The 16,876-nt window shown below is 59.9% G+C and carries 14 protein-coding genes; 10 read left to right on the top strand and 4 right to left on the bottom strand.

The features are described from left to right. The 7 genes from ispG (at position 1) to VY732_RS24035 (ending at position 8,099) form a co-directional block, all read left to right on the top strand. Positions 1-1,110, top strand: a complete 1,110-nt coding sequence (gene ispG / locus VY732_RS24065; protein ID WP_116033199.1) for a flavodoxin-dependent (E)-4-hydroxy-3-methylbut-2-enyl-diphosphate synthase — start codon at positions 1-3, stop codon at positions 1,108-1,110. A 23-nt stretch (positions 1,111-1,133) separates the two neighbouring features. Continuing rightward, positions 1,134-2,423, top strand: a complete 1,290-nt coding sequence (gene hisS / locus VY732_RS24060) for a histidine--tRNA ligase (RefSeq protein ID WP_016984369.1) — start codon at positions 1,134-1,136, stop codon at positions 2,421-2,423. Positions 2,424-2,464: 41 nt separating this feature from the next. Beyond that, positions 2,465-3,106 carry a YfgM family protein gene (locus VY732_RS24055; RefSeq protein WP_007916865.1) on the top strand — a complete coding sequence of 214 codons (642 nt, stop codon included), beginning with the start codon at positions 2,465-2,467 and terminating at the stop codon, positions 3,104-3,106. Continuing rightward, positions 3,099-4,250 (top strand): outer membrane protein assembly factor BamB, encoded by a 1,152-nt coding sequence (gene bamB, locus VY732_RS24050; protein ID WP_034156262.1) that lies wholly within the window; start codon positions 3,099-3,101, stop codon positions 4,248-4,250. Before VY732_RS24055 ends, bamB begins: the two co-directional genes overlap by 8 nt. A 237-nt stretch (positions 4,251-4,487) precedes the next feature. Next, positions 4,488-5,957: a ribosome biogenesis GTPase Der gene (der, locus tag VY732_RS24045; protein ID WP_331691968.1), complete on the top strand. Its 1,470-nt coding sequence runs from the start codon at positions 4,488-4,490 to the stop codon at positions 5,955-5,957. A 214-nt stretch (positions 5,958-6,171) separates the two neighbouring features. Then, on the top strand, positions 6,172-7,320 hold the full coding sequence (locus tag VY732_RS24040) for a pyridoxal phosphate-dependent aminotransferase (RefSeq protein ID WP_212621113.1): 1,149 nt from the start codon (positions 6,172-6,174) through the stop codon (positions 7,318-7,320). After that, entirely contained in the window at positions 7,308-8,099 is a 792-nt protein-coding gene (locus VY732_RS24035) for an amidohydrolase (protein WP_331691966.1), read from the top strand. Before VY732_RS24040 ends, VY732_RS24035 begins: the two co-directional genes overlap by 13 nt. A gap of 176 nt (positions 8,100-8,275) precedes the next feature. Here the strand turns inward: VY732_RS24035 and leuA are convergent, their stop codons facing one another. The 4 genes from leuA to VY732_RS24015 all read right to left on the bottom strand — a co-directional run bounded on the left by leuA (position 8,276) and on the right by VY732_RS24015 (position 13,643). Continuing rightward, a complete protein-coding gene (leuA, locus tag VY732_RS24030; RefSeq protein WP_016984364.1) occupies positions 8,276-9,955 on the bottom strand; it encodes a 2-isopropylmalate synthase in 1,680 nt (559 codons plus the stop codon). Between the two features lie 464 nt (positions 9,956-10,419). Next, the gene (locus VY732_RS24025; RefSeq protein WP_102900320.1) at positions 10,420-11,241 is read right to left on the bottom strand and encodes a M23 family metallopeptidase; all 822 of its coding nucleotides are present in this window, start codon (positions 11,239-11,241) and stop codon (positions 10,420-10,422) included. A 3-nt stretch (positions 11,242-11,244) separates the two neighbouring features. Then, positions 11,245-12,624 carry an exodeoxyribonuclease VII large subunit gene (xseA, locus tag VY732_RS24020; protein ID WP_331691963.1) on the bottom strand — a complete coding sequence of 460 codons (1,380 nt, stop codon included), beginning with the start codon at positions 12,622-12,624 and terminating at the stop codon, positions 11,245-11,247. A 131-nt stretch (positions 12,625-12,755) separates the two neighbouring features. Then, entirely contained in the window at positions 12,756-13,643 is an 888-nt protein-coding gene (locus VY732_RS24015; protein ID WP_331691962.1) for a LysR family transcriptional regulator, read from the bottom strand. Between the two features lie 100 nt (positions 13,644-13,743). Here VY732_RS24015 and VY732_RS24010 point away from each other — a divergent pair, with 100 nt between their 5' ends. The 3 genes from VY732_RS24010 (at position 13,744) to guaB (ending at position 16,797) form a co-directional block, all read left to right on the top strand. Continuing rightward, entirely contained in the window at positions 13,744-14,511 is a 768-nt protein-coding gene (locus tag VY732_RS24010; protein WP_331691961.1) for a sulfite exporter TauE/SafE family protein, read from the top strand. 150 nt (positions 14,512-14,661) lie between these two features. Continuing rightward, complete coding sequence (locus tag VY732_RS24005; RefSeq protein ID WP_038363001.1) at positions 14,662-15,210, top strand: sugar ABC transporter ATPase; 549 nt, start codon at positions 14,662-14,664, stop codon at positions 15,208-15,210. Positions 15,211-15,327: 117 nt separating this feature from the next. After that, a complete protein-coding gene (guaB, locus tag VY732_RS24000; RefSeq protein WP_007916845.1) occupies positions 15,328-16,797 on the top strand; it encodes an IMP dehydrogenase in 1,470 nt (489 codons plus the stop codon). The last annotated feature ends 79 nt before the right edge of the window (positions 16,798-16,876 follow it).

Raw genomic sequence — 16,876 nt, 5'->3', positions numbered from 1 at the left:
ATGCACGGCGAATCTCCAATCAAACGTCGCGTTTCGCGCAAGATCTGGGTCGGCAACGTACCGGTGGGCGGCGATGCGCCGATCGCTGTGCAGAGCATGACCAACAGCGACACCAATGACGTCGCCGCCACTGTTGCGCAGATCAACCGTCTGGAAGCCGCTGGCGTCGATATCGTCCGCATCTCGGTGCCGGACATGGACGCCGCCGAGGCGTTCGGCAAGATCAAACAACTGGTCAAGGTGCCGCTGGTTGCCGACATCCACTTCGACTACAAGATCGCTCTGCGCGTAGCCGAATTGGGCGTGGATTGCCTGCGCATCAACCCGGGCAACATCGGTCGTGAAGACCGTGTTCGCGCAGTGGTCGATGCCGCCCGTGATCGCGGGATTCCGATCCGCATCGGCGTGAACGCCGGCTCCCTGGAAAAAGACCTGCAGAAGAAATACGGCGAGCCGACGCCAGCCGCGCTGGTTGAGTCCGCTCTGCGCCACGTTGAACACCTCGAGCGCCTGAACTTCCAGGATTTCAAGGTCAGCGTGAAGGCCTCCGACGTGTTCATGGCCGTCGAAGCCTACCGCTTGCTGGCGAAGGAAATCGTCCAGCCGCTGCACCTGGGCATCACCGAAGCCGGTGGATTGCGTTCGGGCACAGTGAAATCCGCCGTGGGCCTAGGTATGCTGCTCGCCGAGGGGATTGGCGATACTATCCGCATCTCGCTGGCGGCCGACCCGGTCGAGGAAGTGAAGGTCGGTTACGACATTCTCAAGTCTTTGCATCTGCGTTCCCGTGGCATCAACTTCATCGCCTGCCCGAGCTGCTCGCGGCAGAACTTCGATGTGGTGAAAACCATGAACGAGCTGGAAGGGCGCCTTGAAGACCTGCTGGTGCCGCTGGATGTCGCGGTGATCGGTTGTGTGGTCAACGGCCCCGGCGAAGCCAAGGAAGCCCATATCGGCCTGACCGGCGGCACGCCAAACCTGATTTACATCGACGGCAAGCCGTCGCAGAAACTGACGAATGACAATCTGGTGGACGAGCTGGAAAAGCTGATCCGCCAGAAAGCGGCCGAAAAGGTCGAAGCTGACGCTGCGGTTATCGCGCGCGGCTGATCGAACGAATTTAAGGATTTAAAGTGAGCAAGTCTCTGCAAGCCATTCGTGGCATGAACGACATCCTGCCCGAACAGACCCCGCTGTGGCGTTATTTCGAGGGCACCGTTGCGCGTCTGCTGGATAACTACGGTTACAAGCAGATCCGCATGCCGATCGTCGAGTTCACCGAGCTGTTCAAGCGCTCGATCGGTGAAGTGACCGACATCGTCGAAAAAGAGATGTACACCTTCGAAGACCGCAACGGCGACTCCCTGACCCTGCGTCCGGAAGGCACTGCGGCGTGCGTGCGTGCTGTGCTCGAACACGGCATCACCGGTGGTGGCCAGGTGCAGAAACTCTGGTACATCGGCCCGATGTTCCGCCACGAGCGTCCGCAGAAAGGCCGTTATCGCCAGTTCCACCAGATCGGTCTGGAAGTGTTCAACCTCGACGGTCCGGACATCGACGCCGAGCTGATCACCATGACCTGGCGCCTGTGGGGTGAGCTGGGTATTCGTGATGCGGTCAAACTCGAACTCAACAGCCTCGGCACCAGCGAGTCCCGTGGTCGTTATCGTGAAGCGCTGGTCGAGTACCTCTCGGCGCACCACGACAAGCTCGACGAAGACAGCCAGCGTCGCCTGAAAACCAACCCGCTGCGCGTGCTCGACACGAAAAATGCCGACACTCAAGCGGTGCTGGTCGATGCGCCGAAGATGGCCGACTACCTCGATGACGAGTCCCGTGCGCACTTCGAAGGTTTGAAAGCGCGTCTGGATGCCGTCGGCATTCCTTACGTGCTCAACCCGAAACTGGTGCGCGGCCTCGATTACTACAGCAAAACCGTTTTCGAATGGGTCACCGACAAGCTCGGCGCCCAGGGCACTGTCTGCGCGGGCGGCCGTTACGACGGTCTGGTCGAGCAGATGGGCGGCAAGCCAACCACCGGCGTCGGTTTCGCCATGGGCATCGAGCGTCTGGTGTTGATGCTGGAAACGCTGGAACAGATCCCGGAAGAAATCTCCCGTCAGGTTGATGTCTACCTCTGCGCCTTCGGTGAAGAAGCGGAGCTGGCCGGTCTGGCCCTGGCTGAACGTGTTCGTGATCAACTTCCAAACCTGCGCCTGCAAGTCAATGCCGGCGCCGGCAGCTTCAAAAGCCAGTTCAAGAAAGCCGACAAGAGCGGTGCGCTGTACGCACTGATCCTCGGTGACGACGAAATGGCCCAGCAAGTGGTAGGTTTCAAACCCCTGCGTGGCCAGGGCGAACAACAAAGCATTGCCTGGGATGCGCTCGCCGCTCACCTGGCCACCTGCGTCGTGCAGGGTTGAAGCTGTCCAAACAGCCGATTTAGCGATTAAGGAGTATTGGGGTGTCGAGTACCGAAGACGAACAATTGGCGGATTTGAAGGACTGGTGGACACGCAACGGCAAACCTCTGGTCACCGGCGGCCTGTTGGCGCTGGTCATCGTGTTCGGCTGGCAGGCTTATCACAAGTATCAGAGCAACCAGTCGCAAGGCGCCTCGGTGCTCTATCAGCAACTGCTGGAAACCACGCTGACGCCTGACGGCAAGCCTGATGCTGCCCGCGTTGCGGATCTGGCCGGCAAGCTCAACAGCGAGTTCGGCGGTTCTGCCTACGCGCAGTACGGCAGCCTGTTCGTGGCCAAAGTGGCGGTCGACAGCGGCAAGCTGGATGACGCCGCGACCGAGCTGAAAGCCATCGTCGACAAACCGGCCAACCCGGCGCTGGGCGAAATCGCCCGTCAGCGTCTGGCGCAGGTGCTTGGCGCGCAGAACAAGGCTGAAGACGGCCTGAAACTGCTCGACGGCGACGCCGACAAAGCGTTCCTGGCCACTCGCGAAGAACTCAAGGGCGACCTGCTGGTGCAGCTGGGCCGTACCGATGACGCGAACAAGGCGTATCAAAAAGCCAAGGCGGCACTGTCGGATGAAGCGGCGGTTGGTGGCCTTCAAATCAAGCTCGACGACCTGGCCAAAGGGGATGCGTGACGTGATCCGTTGGAAGCATGCAGCATTGCTGGCTCTGGCCCTTCTGGCCGCGGGTTGCAGCAGCAACAGCAAGAAAGAATTGCCACCGGCTGAACTGACCGACTTCAAAGAAGAAGTGGTTCTGCACAAGCAGTGGAGTCGTTCGATCGGTGACGGTCAGGGCGAAACCTACAACATGCTGGTGCCGGCGATCGACGGTGACACCATCTACGCCGCTGATGTAACCGGCGTGGTGATGGCCATGGATCGCGGCAATGGCGACGTGAAATGGAAGCAGGATCTTGATCTGCCTGTCTCCGGCGCTGTCGGCGTTGGTTATGGTCTGGTGCTGATTGGCACCCTGCGTGGCGAAGTGGTCGCTCTGGACACCAGCAACGGTGAAGAGAAGTGGCGTGCTCGCGTCAACAGCGAAGTCCTCGCGCCGCCGGCTAACAACGGTGACGTGGTCGTGGTGCAGACTCAGGACGATCGTCTGATCGGTCTGGATGCCTCCACCGGTACCCAACGCTGGGTGTATGACAGCACGCCGGCGGTACTGACCCTGCGTGGCACCAGTGCCCCGCTGGTCACCAACCGCCTCGCGGTGGCTGGCCTGTCGACCGGTAAAGTGGTCGCTCTGGATATTTCCAACGGCGTGCCGGTCTGGGAACAACGGATCGCGATTCCACAAGGTCGTTCGGAACTGGAGCGCGTGGTCGACATCGACGGCGGTCTGCTGCTGTCCGGTGGAACGCTGTACGTCGCCAGCTATCAGGGTCGCGTGGCGGCACTGGATCTGGAAAGCGGTCGTCAACTCTGGCAGCGCGACGCGTCGAGCTACGCCGGTATCGCTCAGGGTTTCGGCAGCGTTTACGTGAGCCTGTCCTCGGGCACGGTTGAAGGCGTCGACGAACGTTCCACCACAGCATTGTGGAGCAACGATTCGCTGGCTCGCCGTCAACTGTCGGCACCGGAAGTGTTCTCCAGCTATGTTGCAGTGGGTGACCTGGAAGGTTATCTGCACCTGCTGAGTCAGGTTGACGGCCGTTTCGTCGGCCGTGAGCGCATCGACAGCGACGGCCTGCGTGCCCGTCCGCTGGTGGTGGGTGACACGATTTATGTATATGGCAACAGCGGCAAACTGGAAGCCCTGACCATCAAGTAACAACTATGCTTGGGGTTAACACCCCCAGGCAGCTTCACTTGTGAGTATGAATGTGGGAGCGAGCCTGCTCGCGATGGGCGTCAACGATTACGCAGATGGCCTGAATAAACGCGGTGCCTTGGCGTTTTTCGCGAGCAGGCTCGCTCCCACAAAGAACACCCACAGTGTTGCCCCGAGCACCAGCCGCTGCCTCGCAGCGGCTTTTGTATTTTCTGAAATAACGAAGTGGAGAGCCGCATGGTTCCCGTAATCGCCCTGGTGGGCCGACCGAACGTCGGCAAGTCCACCTTGTTCAACCGCCTGACCAGGACTCGTGACGCCATCGTCGGCGACTTGTCCGGTCTGACCCGTGATCGCCAGTACGGTGAGGCCAAGTGGCAAGGGCGTTCCTACATTCTGGTCGACACCGGTGGTATCTCCGGTGACGAGCACGGTATGGACGAAAAAATGGCCGAGCAGTCGCTGCTGGCCATTGAAGAAGCAGATGTTGTGCTGTTCCTGGTAGATGCCAAGGCCGGTTTCACCGCCGCCGACCAGATGATCGCCGAACACCTGCGCAAACGTAACAAGCGTTCCTACGTGGTGGCCAACAAGGTCGACAACATCGACCCGGAAATGGCCCGCGCTGAGTTCGCTCCGTTGGGTATGGGTCACGCGATCCCGATCGCCGGTGCCCACGGCCGTGGCATCACCCAGATGCTGGAAATCGCCCTCGGTGATTTCCCCAAAGACGCAGAAGAGCCGGAAGACGGCGAAGAAGAGATCGTTGCCGAAGGCGAGGAAGCCAAGCGCATTCCTGGCCCGAGCGAAAAAGACGGGATCAAGATCGCCATCATCGGTCGTCCGAACGTCGGCAAGTCGACCTTGGTCAACCGCATGCTCGGTGAAGACCGGGTAATCGTTTATGACCAACCCGGCACCACCCGCGACAGTATCTACATTCCGTTCGAACGCAATGAAGAGAAGTACACGCTGATCGACACCGCCGGTGTGCGCAAGCGCGGCAAGATCCACGAAGAAGTCGAAAAATTCTCCGTGGTCAAAACTCTGCAGGCGATCAAAGACGCCAACGTGGTGATCTTCGTGATGGACGCCCGCGAAGGTGTGGTCGATCACGACCTCAACCTGCTCGGTTTTGCCATCGAGTCGGGTCGTGCGCTGGTCATCGCGATCAACAAGTGGGACGGCATGACGCCGAGCGAGCGCGACTTCGTCAAGGTCGAGCTGCAGCGTCGTCTGTTCTTCGTTGATTACGCCGACATCCACTTCATCTCGGCCCTGCACGGGACTGGCGTGGGTAACCTCTACGCGTCCGTACAGAACTCGTTCAAGTCGGCGGTCACCCGCTGGCCGACCAACCGTCTGACCCAGATTCTCGAAGACGCGGTTGGCGAGCACGCGCCGCCGATGGTCAACAACCGCCGGATCAAGCTGCGTTATGCCCACTTGGGTGGTGCCAACCCGCCGATCATCGTGATCCACGGTAACCAGATCGAGAAAGTGCCGAAGTCGTATGTGCGCTATCTGGAGAACACTTACCGTCGTGTACTGAAGCTGGTCGGTACGCCGATCCGCATCGAGTTCAAGGGCGGCGAGAACCCGTACGAAGGCAACAAAAATACGCTGACCGACCGCCAGGTCAACAGGAAGCGTCGAATGATGTCGCACAGCAAGAAAGCCGACAAAAAGCGCCGCGACAAGAAGTGATTTATCACTTCGTGTAGGAGCTGCCGCAGGCTGCGATCTTTTGATTTTGCTTCAAAGACAAGATCAAAGGATCGCAGCCTTCGGCAGCTCCTACATGGGTTCGGCGATAAGAAGGGCGCTCACCAGAGCGCCCTTTTTTTATGGGCGCCGGATGGGCTATCCTCGGGCTCTCCCGCGCCGTCGTCAGAGCCGGGTGTTGAGCAGGGAACCCCCGATGATCACCAGTAAGCTGCCGAATGTCGGCATCACTATTTTCACGCAGATGTCTCAGCTCGCCGCGCAAACCGGCGCGATCAACCTGTCTCAGGGTTTTCCTGATTTTGACGGCCCGCAGGCGTTGCGCGATGCGGTCGGTCGGCACATTGCCAGTGGTCATAACCAGTATTCGCCGATGACCGGATTGCCGGCCTTGCGCGAGCAGATTGCGGCGAAAATCGCTCGCAGCTATGGCGTGCAGGTCAATGCCGACAGCGAAGTGACCGTGACGCCGGGCGCGACCCAGGCGATCTTCTGTGCGATTCAAGCGGTTATCCACAGCGGCGATGAAGTCATCGTGTTCGATCCGTGCTACGACAGCTACGAGCCGGCCACGGAGTTGGCGGGTGGTCGCTGCGTGCATGTGCAGTTGAACCCGGACGATTTCTCCATCGATTTCGACCAGCTCGCCGCGGCCCTGAGCCCGCGCACGAAAATGATCGTCATCAATACCCCGCATAACCCGAGCGGTGCACTGATCAGCCGTGCGGAGCTGGATCAACTGGCGGCGCTGATCCGTGATCGCGACATCTACCTGATCAGCGACGAAGTCTATGAACACCTGGTGTTCGACGGTGTGCCGCACGTCAGCGTGCTCGCTCATGAAGAGCTGTATCAGCGCGCCTTCGTGGTCAGCTCGTTCGGTAAGACTTACCACGTTACCGGCTGGAAAACCGGTTACGTCGTTGCACCGCCGGCGCTGACCGCCGAGCTGCGCAAGGTGCACCAATACGTCAGTTTCTGCGGCGTCACACCGCTGCAATACGCGCTGGCCGATTACATGGCCGAGCATCCGGAACACGTCGAAGAGCTGCCTGCTTTCTATCAGGCCAAGCGCGATCTGTTCTGCGATCTGCTGGCGCCGTCGCGCTTCACTTTCAGGCGTGTCGCCGGCACTTATTTCCAGTTGGTGGATTACTCGCAGATCCGTCCAGACCTGAATGACGTCGAGATGGCCATGTGGATGACCCGCGAACACGGTGTGGCGAGTATCCCGGTCTCGGTGTTTTACCAGAATCCACCGCAAGGCCAGCGCCTGGTGCGTCTGTGCTTTGCCAAGCGCGAGGAGACGCTGCGTGAAGCGGCGGCAAAACTATGCGTGATCTGAGTGCGTTGCCCGATCTCAACCTGGCGCTGATCCAGACCAGCCTGGCCTGGCACGACCGGCAGGCCAACCTTGAGCATTTCGAGGTGTTGCTGGAGCAGGCGCGGGGGGCGGATCTGATCATCCTGCCGGAGATGTTCACCACCGGATTCTCCATGGAGTCCGAGACCCTTGCCGAAGCCGAGAACGGCCCGACCAGCAAATGGCTGCGCGTTCAGGCGGCCAAACTCAATGCAGTGATCACCGGCAGCGTGATTATTCAGGCGTCTGACGGCAGCCATCGCAACCGCCTGCTGTGGGCGCGACCGGACGGCGAAGTCTTGCATTACGACAAGCGTCACCTGTTCCGCATGGCCGGTGAGCATAACCACTACACCCCCGGCGAACGTCAGGTGCAGTTCGAACTCAAGGGCTGGCGAATCCGCCCGTTGATTTGTTACGACCTGCGCTTTCCGGTGTGGAGCCGCGATTCGCAGGACACTGATCTGCTGCTGTACACCGCGAATTGGCCGGGGGCGCGACGGTTGCACTGGAACCGCCTGTTGCCGGCGCGGGCGATCGAGAACCTTTGTTATGTGGCGGCAGTGAATCGCGTCGGCACTGATGGCAAAGGCTTTGCTTATACAGGCGACAGTCAGGTGCTGGATTTCCAGGGTGAAACCTTGCTGGCAGCAGGGGAGGCGGATGGGGTGTTCAAGGTGGTTCTGGAAGCCGCACCATTGGCGGCTTATCGCGAGCGTTTCCCGGCGAATCTGGATGCCGACACCTTCGAGTTCACCTGATACTCGCAGCGCCTGTCAGGACGCCTTCGCGAGCAGGCTCGCTCCCACAGGTGAATGCATTGCAAATGTGGGAGCGAGCCTGCTCGCGAAGGGGCCATAAGAGTCAGCCAAAAACCTGCAGGCAAAAAAAGGCCCCGGAGTTCGCACGCCGGGGCCTTTTGCATTTCAGCGGTCGATTACGCCGCTTTCGCCTCAGGCTGGCTCAGCGAGCGGTTCAGCGCGCTGAACAGGGCCTTGAAGCTGGCCGTGGTGATGTTTTCATCGATGCCCACGCCGTGCACCGCACGCTCGCCATTCACACGCAGTTCGATGTACGCCGCAGCCTTGGCGTTGGTGCCCGCGCCGATCGCGTGTTCGTTGTAGTCCATGATCTCCACCGGAACCGGCAGGCCGGCGACCAGTGCTTCCAGCGCACCGTTGCCCTTGCCGCGCCAGTGCAGGTTGGTTTCGCCCTGACCCTTGCTCGCTACTTCCACTTCGACGGCGCTGTTGCCGTTTTCTTCCTGCAGGCGATGGCTGACCAGCGCGTACGGGGTGTTCGCTTGCAGGTATTCGCTGATCAACAGCGAATGGATCTGCTTGGCAGTCATTTCCAGGCCGAGACGGTCGGTTTCACGCTGCACCACCTGGCTGAATTCGATCTGCATGCGACGTGGCAGGCTGATGCCGTATTCCTGCTCCAGCAAGTAAGCGATGCCGCCCTTGCCCGACTGGCTGTTGACGCGAATCACCGCCTCGTAGCTGCGGCCAATGTCGGCCGGGTCGATCGGCAAGTACGGCACTTCCCAAAGCGCGTCTGGTTTCTGCTGGGAGAAGCCCTTGCGGATTGCATCCTGGTGCGAGCCGGAGAACGCGGTGTGCACCAGGTCGCCAACGTACGGGTGACGTGGGTGCACCTGAATCTGGTTGCACTCTTCGACGACTTTGCGCACGCCGTCGATGTCGGAGAAATCCAGCTGCGGGTCGAGACCCTGGGTGTACATGTTCAAGGCGACGGTGACGAGGTCGACGTTACCGGTACGCTCGCCGTTGCCGAACAGGCAGCCTTCGACGCGATCGGCGCCAGCCATCAGGCCCAGTTCGGTAGCCGCAACGCCAGTGCCACGGTCGTTGTGGGTGTGCAGGCTGATGATCACGCTGTCACGACGGTTGATATTGCGGCCGAACCACTCGATCTGGTCGGCGTAGATGTTCGGGGTTGCGCACTCAACGGTAGCCGGCAGGTTGAGGATCATCTTGTGCTCAGGCGTCGGGTTCCACACCTCGATCACCGCATCACAGACTTCCTTGGCGAACTCCAGTTCGGTGGCACTGAAGGTTTCCGGCGAGTATTCGAAGGTCCACTCGGTGTCCGGCTGCATTGCGGCGTATTTGACGAACAGCTTGGCCGCGTTCACAGCGATGGCCTTGATGCCGTCCTTGTCCTGGTTGAAGACGATGCGACGGAAAGAAGGCGAGGTGGCGTTGTACAAGTGAACGATGGCTTTCTTCGCGCCACGCAGGGATTCGAAGGTGCGCTCGATCAAGTCTTCACGGCCCTGGGTCAGCACCTGAATGGTGGTGTCGTCCGGGATGTGGCCTTCTTCGATCAGGGTACGCACGAAGTCGAAGTCGGTTTGCGAAGCGGCCGGGAACGACGCTTCGATTTCCTTCACGCCGACCTGCACCAGAGTTTTCCAGAAGCGCAGCTTCTTTACCGCGTCCATCGGCTCGATCAGCGACTGGTTGCCGTCGCGCAGGTCGGAGCTGCACCAGATCGGCGCGGTGTCGATGGTTTTCGACGGCCAGGTGCGATCCGGCAGGTTGATGACAGGAAACGCGCGGTATTTCGAAGACGGATCTTTGAGCATGCTCATCGGGAAATTCCTTATTGTCTGGGCCGAAAAAAGGCGGCCTGCCGGTGTTACGAATGTTCTGGGAAAAGCGTGGGACGAGGTGCCGCGATTCAGCCTGGCAGTCGTGCGCTGACAAGGCACAGGCTGCGGTGCTGGCGAAGCTGAATGAGGGTGTGAGAGGTTTTCATGCCTTCAACCCTAACCGCGAGGGGAGAGGATGGCAAGCAGTCGAAAAAAATTGAGAGGAATACTCGGAAAGCGGGTTTTTGCGGGATTTTATTGCGCTGGAGATCGCTGATCGTTGTGATATTTGCGCGAGGTTTGATTGGGGCGCAATTGGGGATGATGGGGTGTCAGGGGTGTTTGAGTACAGCATAAGCCGCCATCGCGAGCAGGCTCACTCCTACAGTTGATCGTGTTCACAACACCGGTCCAATGTAGGAGTGAGCCTGCTCGCGATGAGGCCATAAACTTCGCTCTATTTTTTAAGGCTGAAATGCACCAATAAAAATCGCCGGATCCACCCGCGCATCATTCAGGCTGACATTCCAGTGCATGTGCGGGCCGGTCGCGCGGCCGGTCATGCCAACCTTGCCGACCACCGCGCCCCGCGCCAGTTGATCGCCGACCTTCACATCAATCTTCGACATATGGCAGAACATGCTGATAAAGCCCTGCCCATGGTCGACAAACACCGTGTTGCCGTTGAAAAAGTAATTGCCGGTGAGGATCACCTTGCCCGCCGCCGGGGTCTTGATCGGCGTGCCCATCGGCACCGCAAAGTCGAGGCCAGCGTGCGGATTGCGCTCTTCACCATTAAAGAAGCGACGCACACCAAACTTGCTCGACAGCGGCCCGTTCACCGGTTTGTCCAACAGCAGATTGCTTGGCGTGTTCGGGCTGAAGCTTCGGTAAGCCTTGATCTGCTCGGCCAGTTCGCCCTCGATGCGCTTGAGGTTCGACTGATCAGGGTTTACTTGCTGTTTGTTCTTCAGGGTGATGCGCTGTTCCGGGTATTTCTTGTTGCCCACGGTGAATGGCAGATTGCGCCCACCGCTGCTGATCTGCTGCGCGCCCGGCTTCACCGTCAACGGCACGCCGACAATCGCCAGCCAGTTGTTCTGTTCTTTCACCACCAGCACCGGTTTGCCCTGATACGTGGCTTTCGGCGCCTGCGCGGCCGCGCCCAGATCGACCACCGCCACGCCGCCCGGCACCGGTTTGTTCAGCAGCCGGGTGATGTAACTGTCGGCGTGGGCATTGAAGGTCAGGCAGAGCAGAAACAGTGGAGCCAGAAAACGTGGCATGGATCAGTCCAGTAAAGAGAGGGTGACAGGCGTCAGGTGATTGTCCTCGACGCGCACTTGCAGTTCGCCTTCGCCAAGTTTGGCCTTCAGGCGCTGGCCAGTGTGGGTCTGGGCGGCGTTGCGGATCGCGTGGCCACGTTCATCGAGCAGAATGCTGTAGCCACGACCGAGCGTTGCCAGCGGGCTGACCACATGCAGTGTCTGCATCTGGCTGTGCAATTGCAGGCGACGGTTTTTCAGGCCTTCGCGCATGGCGCGGGGCAGACGTTCGGCGAGACTGTCGAGACGCTGACGCAACATCGCCAATTGCCGCCCGGGATGTTGCCCGGCGAGGCGGGTTTCCAGGCGAATCAAGCGTTCGCGGCGGGTGTTGAGGTGACGCTCGAACGCCCGGCGCATGCGCATGTCCAGATCATCCAGACGCTGCGCTTGCTGGCGCAGACGTTCACCGGGATGGCGCAGGCGACGGGCCATGCCTTCCAGGCGCAGGCGATCACGCATCAGACGGTCGCGCATGCGCATCACCAAACGGCGATGCAGGCTTTCGACCTGACGGATCAGATGACTGGAATCGGGCGCAAGTAATTCGGCAGCCGCAGACGGCGTCGGTGCACGGACGTCGGCAACAAAGTCGCTGATCGACACATCGGTTTCATGGCCGACGGCGCTGACAATCGGTGTCACACAGGCATCGACGGCGCGGGCCACGGCTTCTTCGTTGAAGCACCAGAGGTCTTCCAGTGAGCCGCCGCCACGGGCAAGGATCAACGCGTCAAAACCACGGGCATCGGCCATTTTCAGGGCGCGGACGATTTGTGTGGTGGCTTCGCGGCCCTGCACGGCGGTCGGAATCAACGTCAGTTGCACCTGCGGCGCACGGCGGCGGAACACGCTGATGATGTCGCGAATCACCGCGCCGGTCGGCGAACTGATGATGCCGATGCGTTGCGGATGCGCGGGCAGCGGCACTTTGCGTTCGGCGCTGAACAGACCTTCGGCGCTGAGTTTTTCTTTCAGCGCATCGAAAGCCAGACGTAGCGCACCGTCACCGGCAGGCTCAACGGTGTCGAGGATCAGTTGATAGTCGCCACGGCCCTCGAACAGTGAAACCTTGCCGCGCACTTTGACCGCCAAGCCGTCCTTGAGCGCCTGGCGCACCCGAGCGGCGTTCTGCCGGAACAGCGCGCAACGCACCTGCGCACCGCTGTCCTTGAGGGTGAAATAGATGTGGCCGGACGCCGGGCGGGCGAGGTTGGAGATTTCACCTTCGACCCAGATGTTGCTGAACACGTCTTCAAGCAACACCCGCGCGCGGCCGTTGAGCTGGCTGACGGTCAGGACTTCACGGTCCAGGCCAAGTCTTGCAAAGGGATCTTTAATCATGGGGCGCAGTTTAAAGGCATTTGCCGTTGAATCACCACAAGTCCCCTGTAGGAGTGAGCCTGCTCGCGATAGCGGTGTGTCAGTCGCAGGATAGGTTGAATGTTCAACCGCTATCGCGAGCAGGCTCACTCCTACAAGGGGGTTGTGAAGGTTTCGATGAAGTGTTGGATCAGCGGGGTGGGGTTCTGTCGGTAGGCGAGGGCGACGGTGCTTTGGCAGTCGGCATCGGCCAACGGTAGAAAGCGCACGCCGCTCGGGGCGATGTCCTGCATCGATTCCGGCAGCAGCGCGATGCCGAAACCGGCCTGAATCAATTGTAATTGCGTGGTCTTTCGCGACATCACCCGCGCCGCTTTCGGGAAAAAGCCCTGACGCATGCACAGGTCGGCACACAGATAACTCAAGCCGCCGCGTTGCGGGTGCGGGATCGAGATGAACGCTTCGTCCTTCAGTTGGGCCAGGTCGACACGCTCAGCCGCGGCCAACCGATGATCCATGGGAACTGCCAGCAGCAATCGCTCAGTGAACAGCGGCACAATCTGAATCCCTTCACGCTGGCGCAACACCGGCAGGCGCAGCAAGCCAATATCGAGTCGGCCCTCGGCCAACTCTTCCAGTTGCGCCTCGGAAGACAACTTGCCGATGTCCAGCGACACACCGGGTTGTTGCTGCAGATAGGCGCCGATGTCACTGAGCAAACGGCCGCTGATCGACACGGTGCTGGAATGGCTGAGGCGCAAGGTGCCGAGCTGACCGTTGCCGACTTCCGTGGCCATGGCGCTGGCCTTGCTCAGCTCATTGAGCAGATTTCTTGCCCGCGGCAGAAACGCTTCGCCCGCCGCCGTCAGTCGAGGCTGGCGCGCGGTGCGTTCGAATAACGGCGTTTGCAGACGCGTTTCCATGTCCTTGATCTGCCGGCTCAGCGCCGATTGCGCGATAAACAGACGCTCGGCCGCCGCACTGAAGCTGCCGCATTCGGCGATTTCCACGAAGTAGCGCAATTGACGGGTTGAAAGCACAGCAATGCCTTTTTGAGATGGGTCGGTGGCTTTGAAGATATTAGTCGCAACGCTCGACGCTGGCTAAAGTCATCTCAGGCTTATTTAAGGATGTGGACCGATGAGCGTGGCGGGGTTGTTGAGTGAGTGGTCGTGGGGCGCCGAAGGCTGGGTGATCATCGGCTTGGGCATCGTGCTGGCTTATATCGTCTTCGGTATCGCCGGGTTCGGCACGGCGCTGGTGGCGGGGCCGATTCTGATTCTGTTCATGCCGTTGTCGAAGATTGTGCCGTTGCTGGTGCTGCTGGATTTTGTCGCGGCGTTCGGCAACCTGCTGCCGTCGCGGCGGGATGTGGCAAAACCGGAGTTGTTAAGGCTGCTGCCGTGCATGGCAGTCGGCTGCACATTGGGGGTGATTTTCCTGCTCAACCTCAAATCCGATGTGTTGCTGTTGTTGATGGGATTGTTTATCAGCGCTTACGCGATTTACAGCCTGTGGGTGAAAGCGCGGCCGACGCAATTGTCGTCGGCGTGGGCGGTGCCGATGGGCACGGTGGGCGGGTTGTTTGGGGCGCTGTTTGGCAGTGGCGGCTTTTTATATGCGATTTATCTCAACAGCCGACTGCCGAAAGAGGCCGCCAGGGCCACGCAAAGTGCGCTGATCAGTTGCAGTACGGTGGTGCGCTTGAGCCTGTTCGCCATCGCCGGTGTGTATGCCGAGCTACCCTTGTTGATGCTGGCGCTGTGTCTGTTGCCGGCCATGGCGCTGGGGCTGTGGATCGGGCGGCGCTTGACCCTGAAGTTGTCGCGCGAGGCGTTTGTGCGGTTGGTGACGTGGCTGGTGCTGGCGAGCGGGCTCGCATTGATCGGGCGTTACCTCAGCACTTGACCGGATTTCGTCAGGGATTAAGCTGCCGGCCTTTAGGGCCTCTTCGCGAGCAAGTCGAATCGTCGCACCGTCGCTCCCACAGGTAGCGCATACCAATGTGGGAGCGAGCCTGCTCGCGAAGGCGTCAGAAGCCACACCGCAGGACTTTCCATGAATTCGCAAAGCATCATCGTCCCGAAAATCTCCACCCTGCCGGTCCACGAACCCCGGGCCCGGGCGATCGTGCGCTGGCTGGTGCGCAAAAACATCATCAAAGAAGAGCTGACGACTTGTGGTCGCACCGGTAACCGCATGGCTTACGCGATTGCCGATGGTGCCCGTGCTGTGGTGCTGCACCCGCAAGCGTTGCCATTCGGTGAGCCGATCAATGGGCTGGAGATCGTCACCAAGCGCTGTATCTATACCCCGGCCAAAGGCTTCCTCGAAGAAGCCGGTTGCGCCGAGTGCCGTCGCGAAGTCGGCGAAGCACTGTTCGAAAGCCTCGAAGACTGGTTCCCAGGCCGCACCGACAACTTCACTTGCCCGGAATGCGGGCATGAAGATGACATCAACGGTTTTCTGTTTTTGCAGGAATGTGCGTTTTCCAACCTCGGTTTCATCTTCAACAACTGGCTGGAGGCGGGCTTCAAGCAAAGCTTTATCGACGAGTTCGCCGATTGGCTCGATCAACCTGTCTCTTGGGTCAAGGTGGAGCTGTAGGGCCGGGGATTTCCCGTACATCAGCAACATTGATATTAAGCTGAGTTTTACATTGAACAGCAGGGGGTGTCTGACTATAATGGCGCGCTTCCATTTTCCCGCTCGGGAGCCCCCGCGATGCTGCGTATCAGCCAAGAAGCTCTGACATTCGACGACATTCTCCTAGTGCCTGGTTATTCCGAGGTGCTTCCTAACGAAGTCAGTCTCAAGACCCGCCTTACCCGTGGCATCGAACTGAATATTCCTCTGGTTTCTGCTGCAATGGACACCGTCACTGAAGCCCGTCTGGCAATCGCCATGGCTCAGGAAGGTGGCATCGGCATTATCCACAAGAACATGACCATCGAGCAGCAAGCTGCCGAAGTGCGTAAGGTCAAGAAGTTCGAAGCCGGCGTCGTCAAGGATCCGATCACCATCGAGGCTGATGCCACGGTTCGTGATCTGTTCGAATTGACCCGCATGCACAACATTTCCGGCGTTCCGGTGCTGCACGATGGCGACCTGGTCGGCATCGTCACCTCCCGTGACGTGCGTTTCGAAAGCCGTCTGGAAGCCACCGTCCGTGAAGTGATGACGCCCAAAGAGCGTTTGGTCACGATCAAGGAAGGCGCGAGCAAGGATGAAGCACGCGAACTGCTGCACAAGCACCGCATCGAGCGCGTGCTGATCGTCGACGACAAATTCGCCCTCAAAGGCATGATGACAGTCAACGATATCGAAAAAGCCAAAGCCTACCCGCTGGCCAGCAAGGACGATCAAGGTCGTCTGCGCGTTGGCGCCGCTGTCGGCACCGGTAAAGACACCGGTGACCGTGTAGCCGCGCTGGTCAATGCTGGCGTGGACGTCGTGGTAGTCGATACCGCGCACGGTCACTCCAAAGGCGTGATCGACCGCGTTCGCTGGGTCAAAGAGAATTTCCCTGAAGTGCAGGTGATCGGCGGCAACATCGCCACCGGCGCCGCTGCCAAGGCTCTGGCCGAAGCAGGCGCTGACGCAGTCAAGGTCGGTATCGGCCCTGGCTCGATCTGCACCACCCGTATCGTCGCTGGTGTCGGCGTCCCGCAAATCAGTGCCATCGCCAACGTTGCCGCTGCCCTTGAAGGCACTGGCGTTCCGTTGATTGCCGACGGCGGCATCCGTTTCTCCGGTGACCTGTCCAAGGCCATCGTAGCCGGTGCTTCCTGCGTGATGATGGGCTCGATGTTCGCCGGTACTGAAGAAGCGCCGGGCGAAATCGAACTGTTCCAGGGCCGTTCGTACAAGGCGTATCGCGGCATGGGTTCGCTGGGCGCCATGTCCCAGGCACAAGGTTCTTCCGACCGTTACTTCCAGGACTCCTCGGCAGGCGCCGAGAAACTCGTTCCGGAAGGCATCGAAGGCCGTGTGCCGTACAAAGGCACCCTGAGCGCGATCATTCACCAGTTGATGGGCGGTCTGCGTTCCTCGATGGGTTACACCGGCAGCGCCAACATCGAAGAGATGCGCACCAAGCCTGAATTCGTGCGGATCACCGGCGCTGGCATGGCCGAATCCCACGTGCACGACGTGCAGATCACCAAAGAAGCGCCAAACTACCGCGTAGGTTGAGCCTTCAAGCAATAAAGTAAGCAACCGGGGCTGTTTGATTCAGCCCCGAGTTGTTTCTGAATCACGACTGTTTCTGAAC

Origin of the sequence: Pseudomonas sp. ZY71, from assembly GCF_036542145.1 — a bacterium.
Classification (GTDB): Bacteria; Pseudomonadota; Gammaproteobacteria; order Pseudomonadales; family Pseudomonadaceae; genus Aquipseudomonas; species Aquipseudomonas koreensis_A.
Note: the sequence above shows the minus strand (reverse complement) of the source record. Positions and strands in the feature narration are given on the sequence as shown.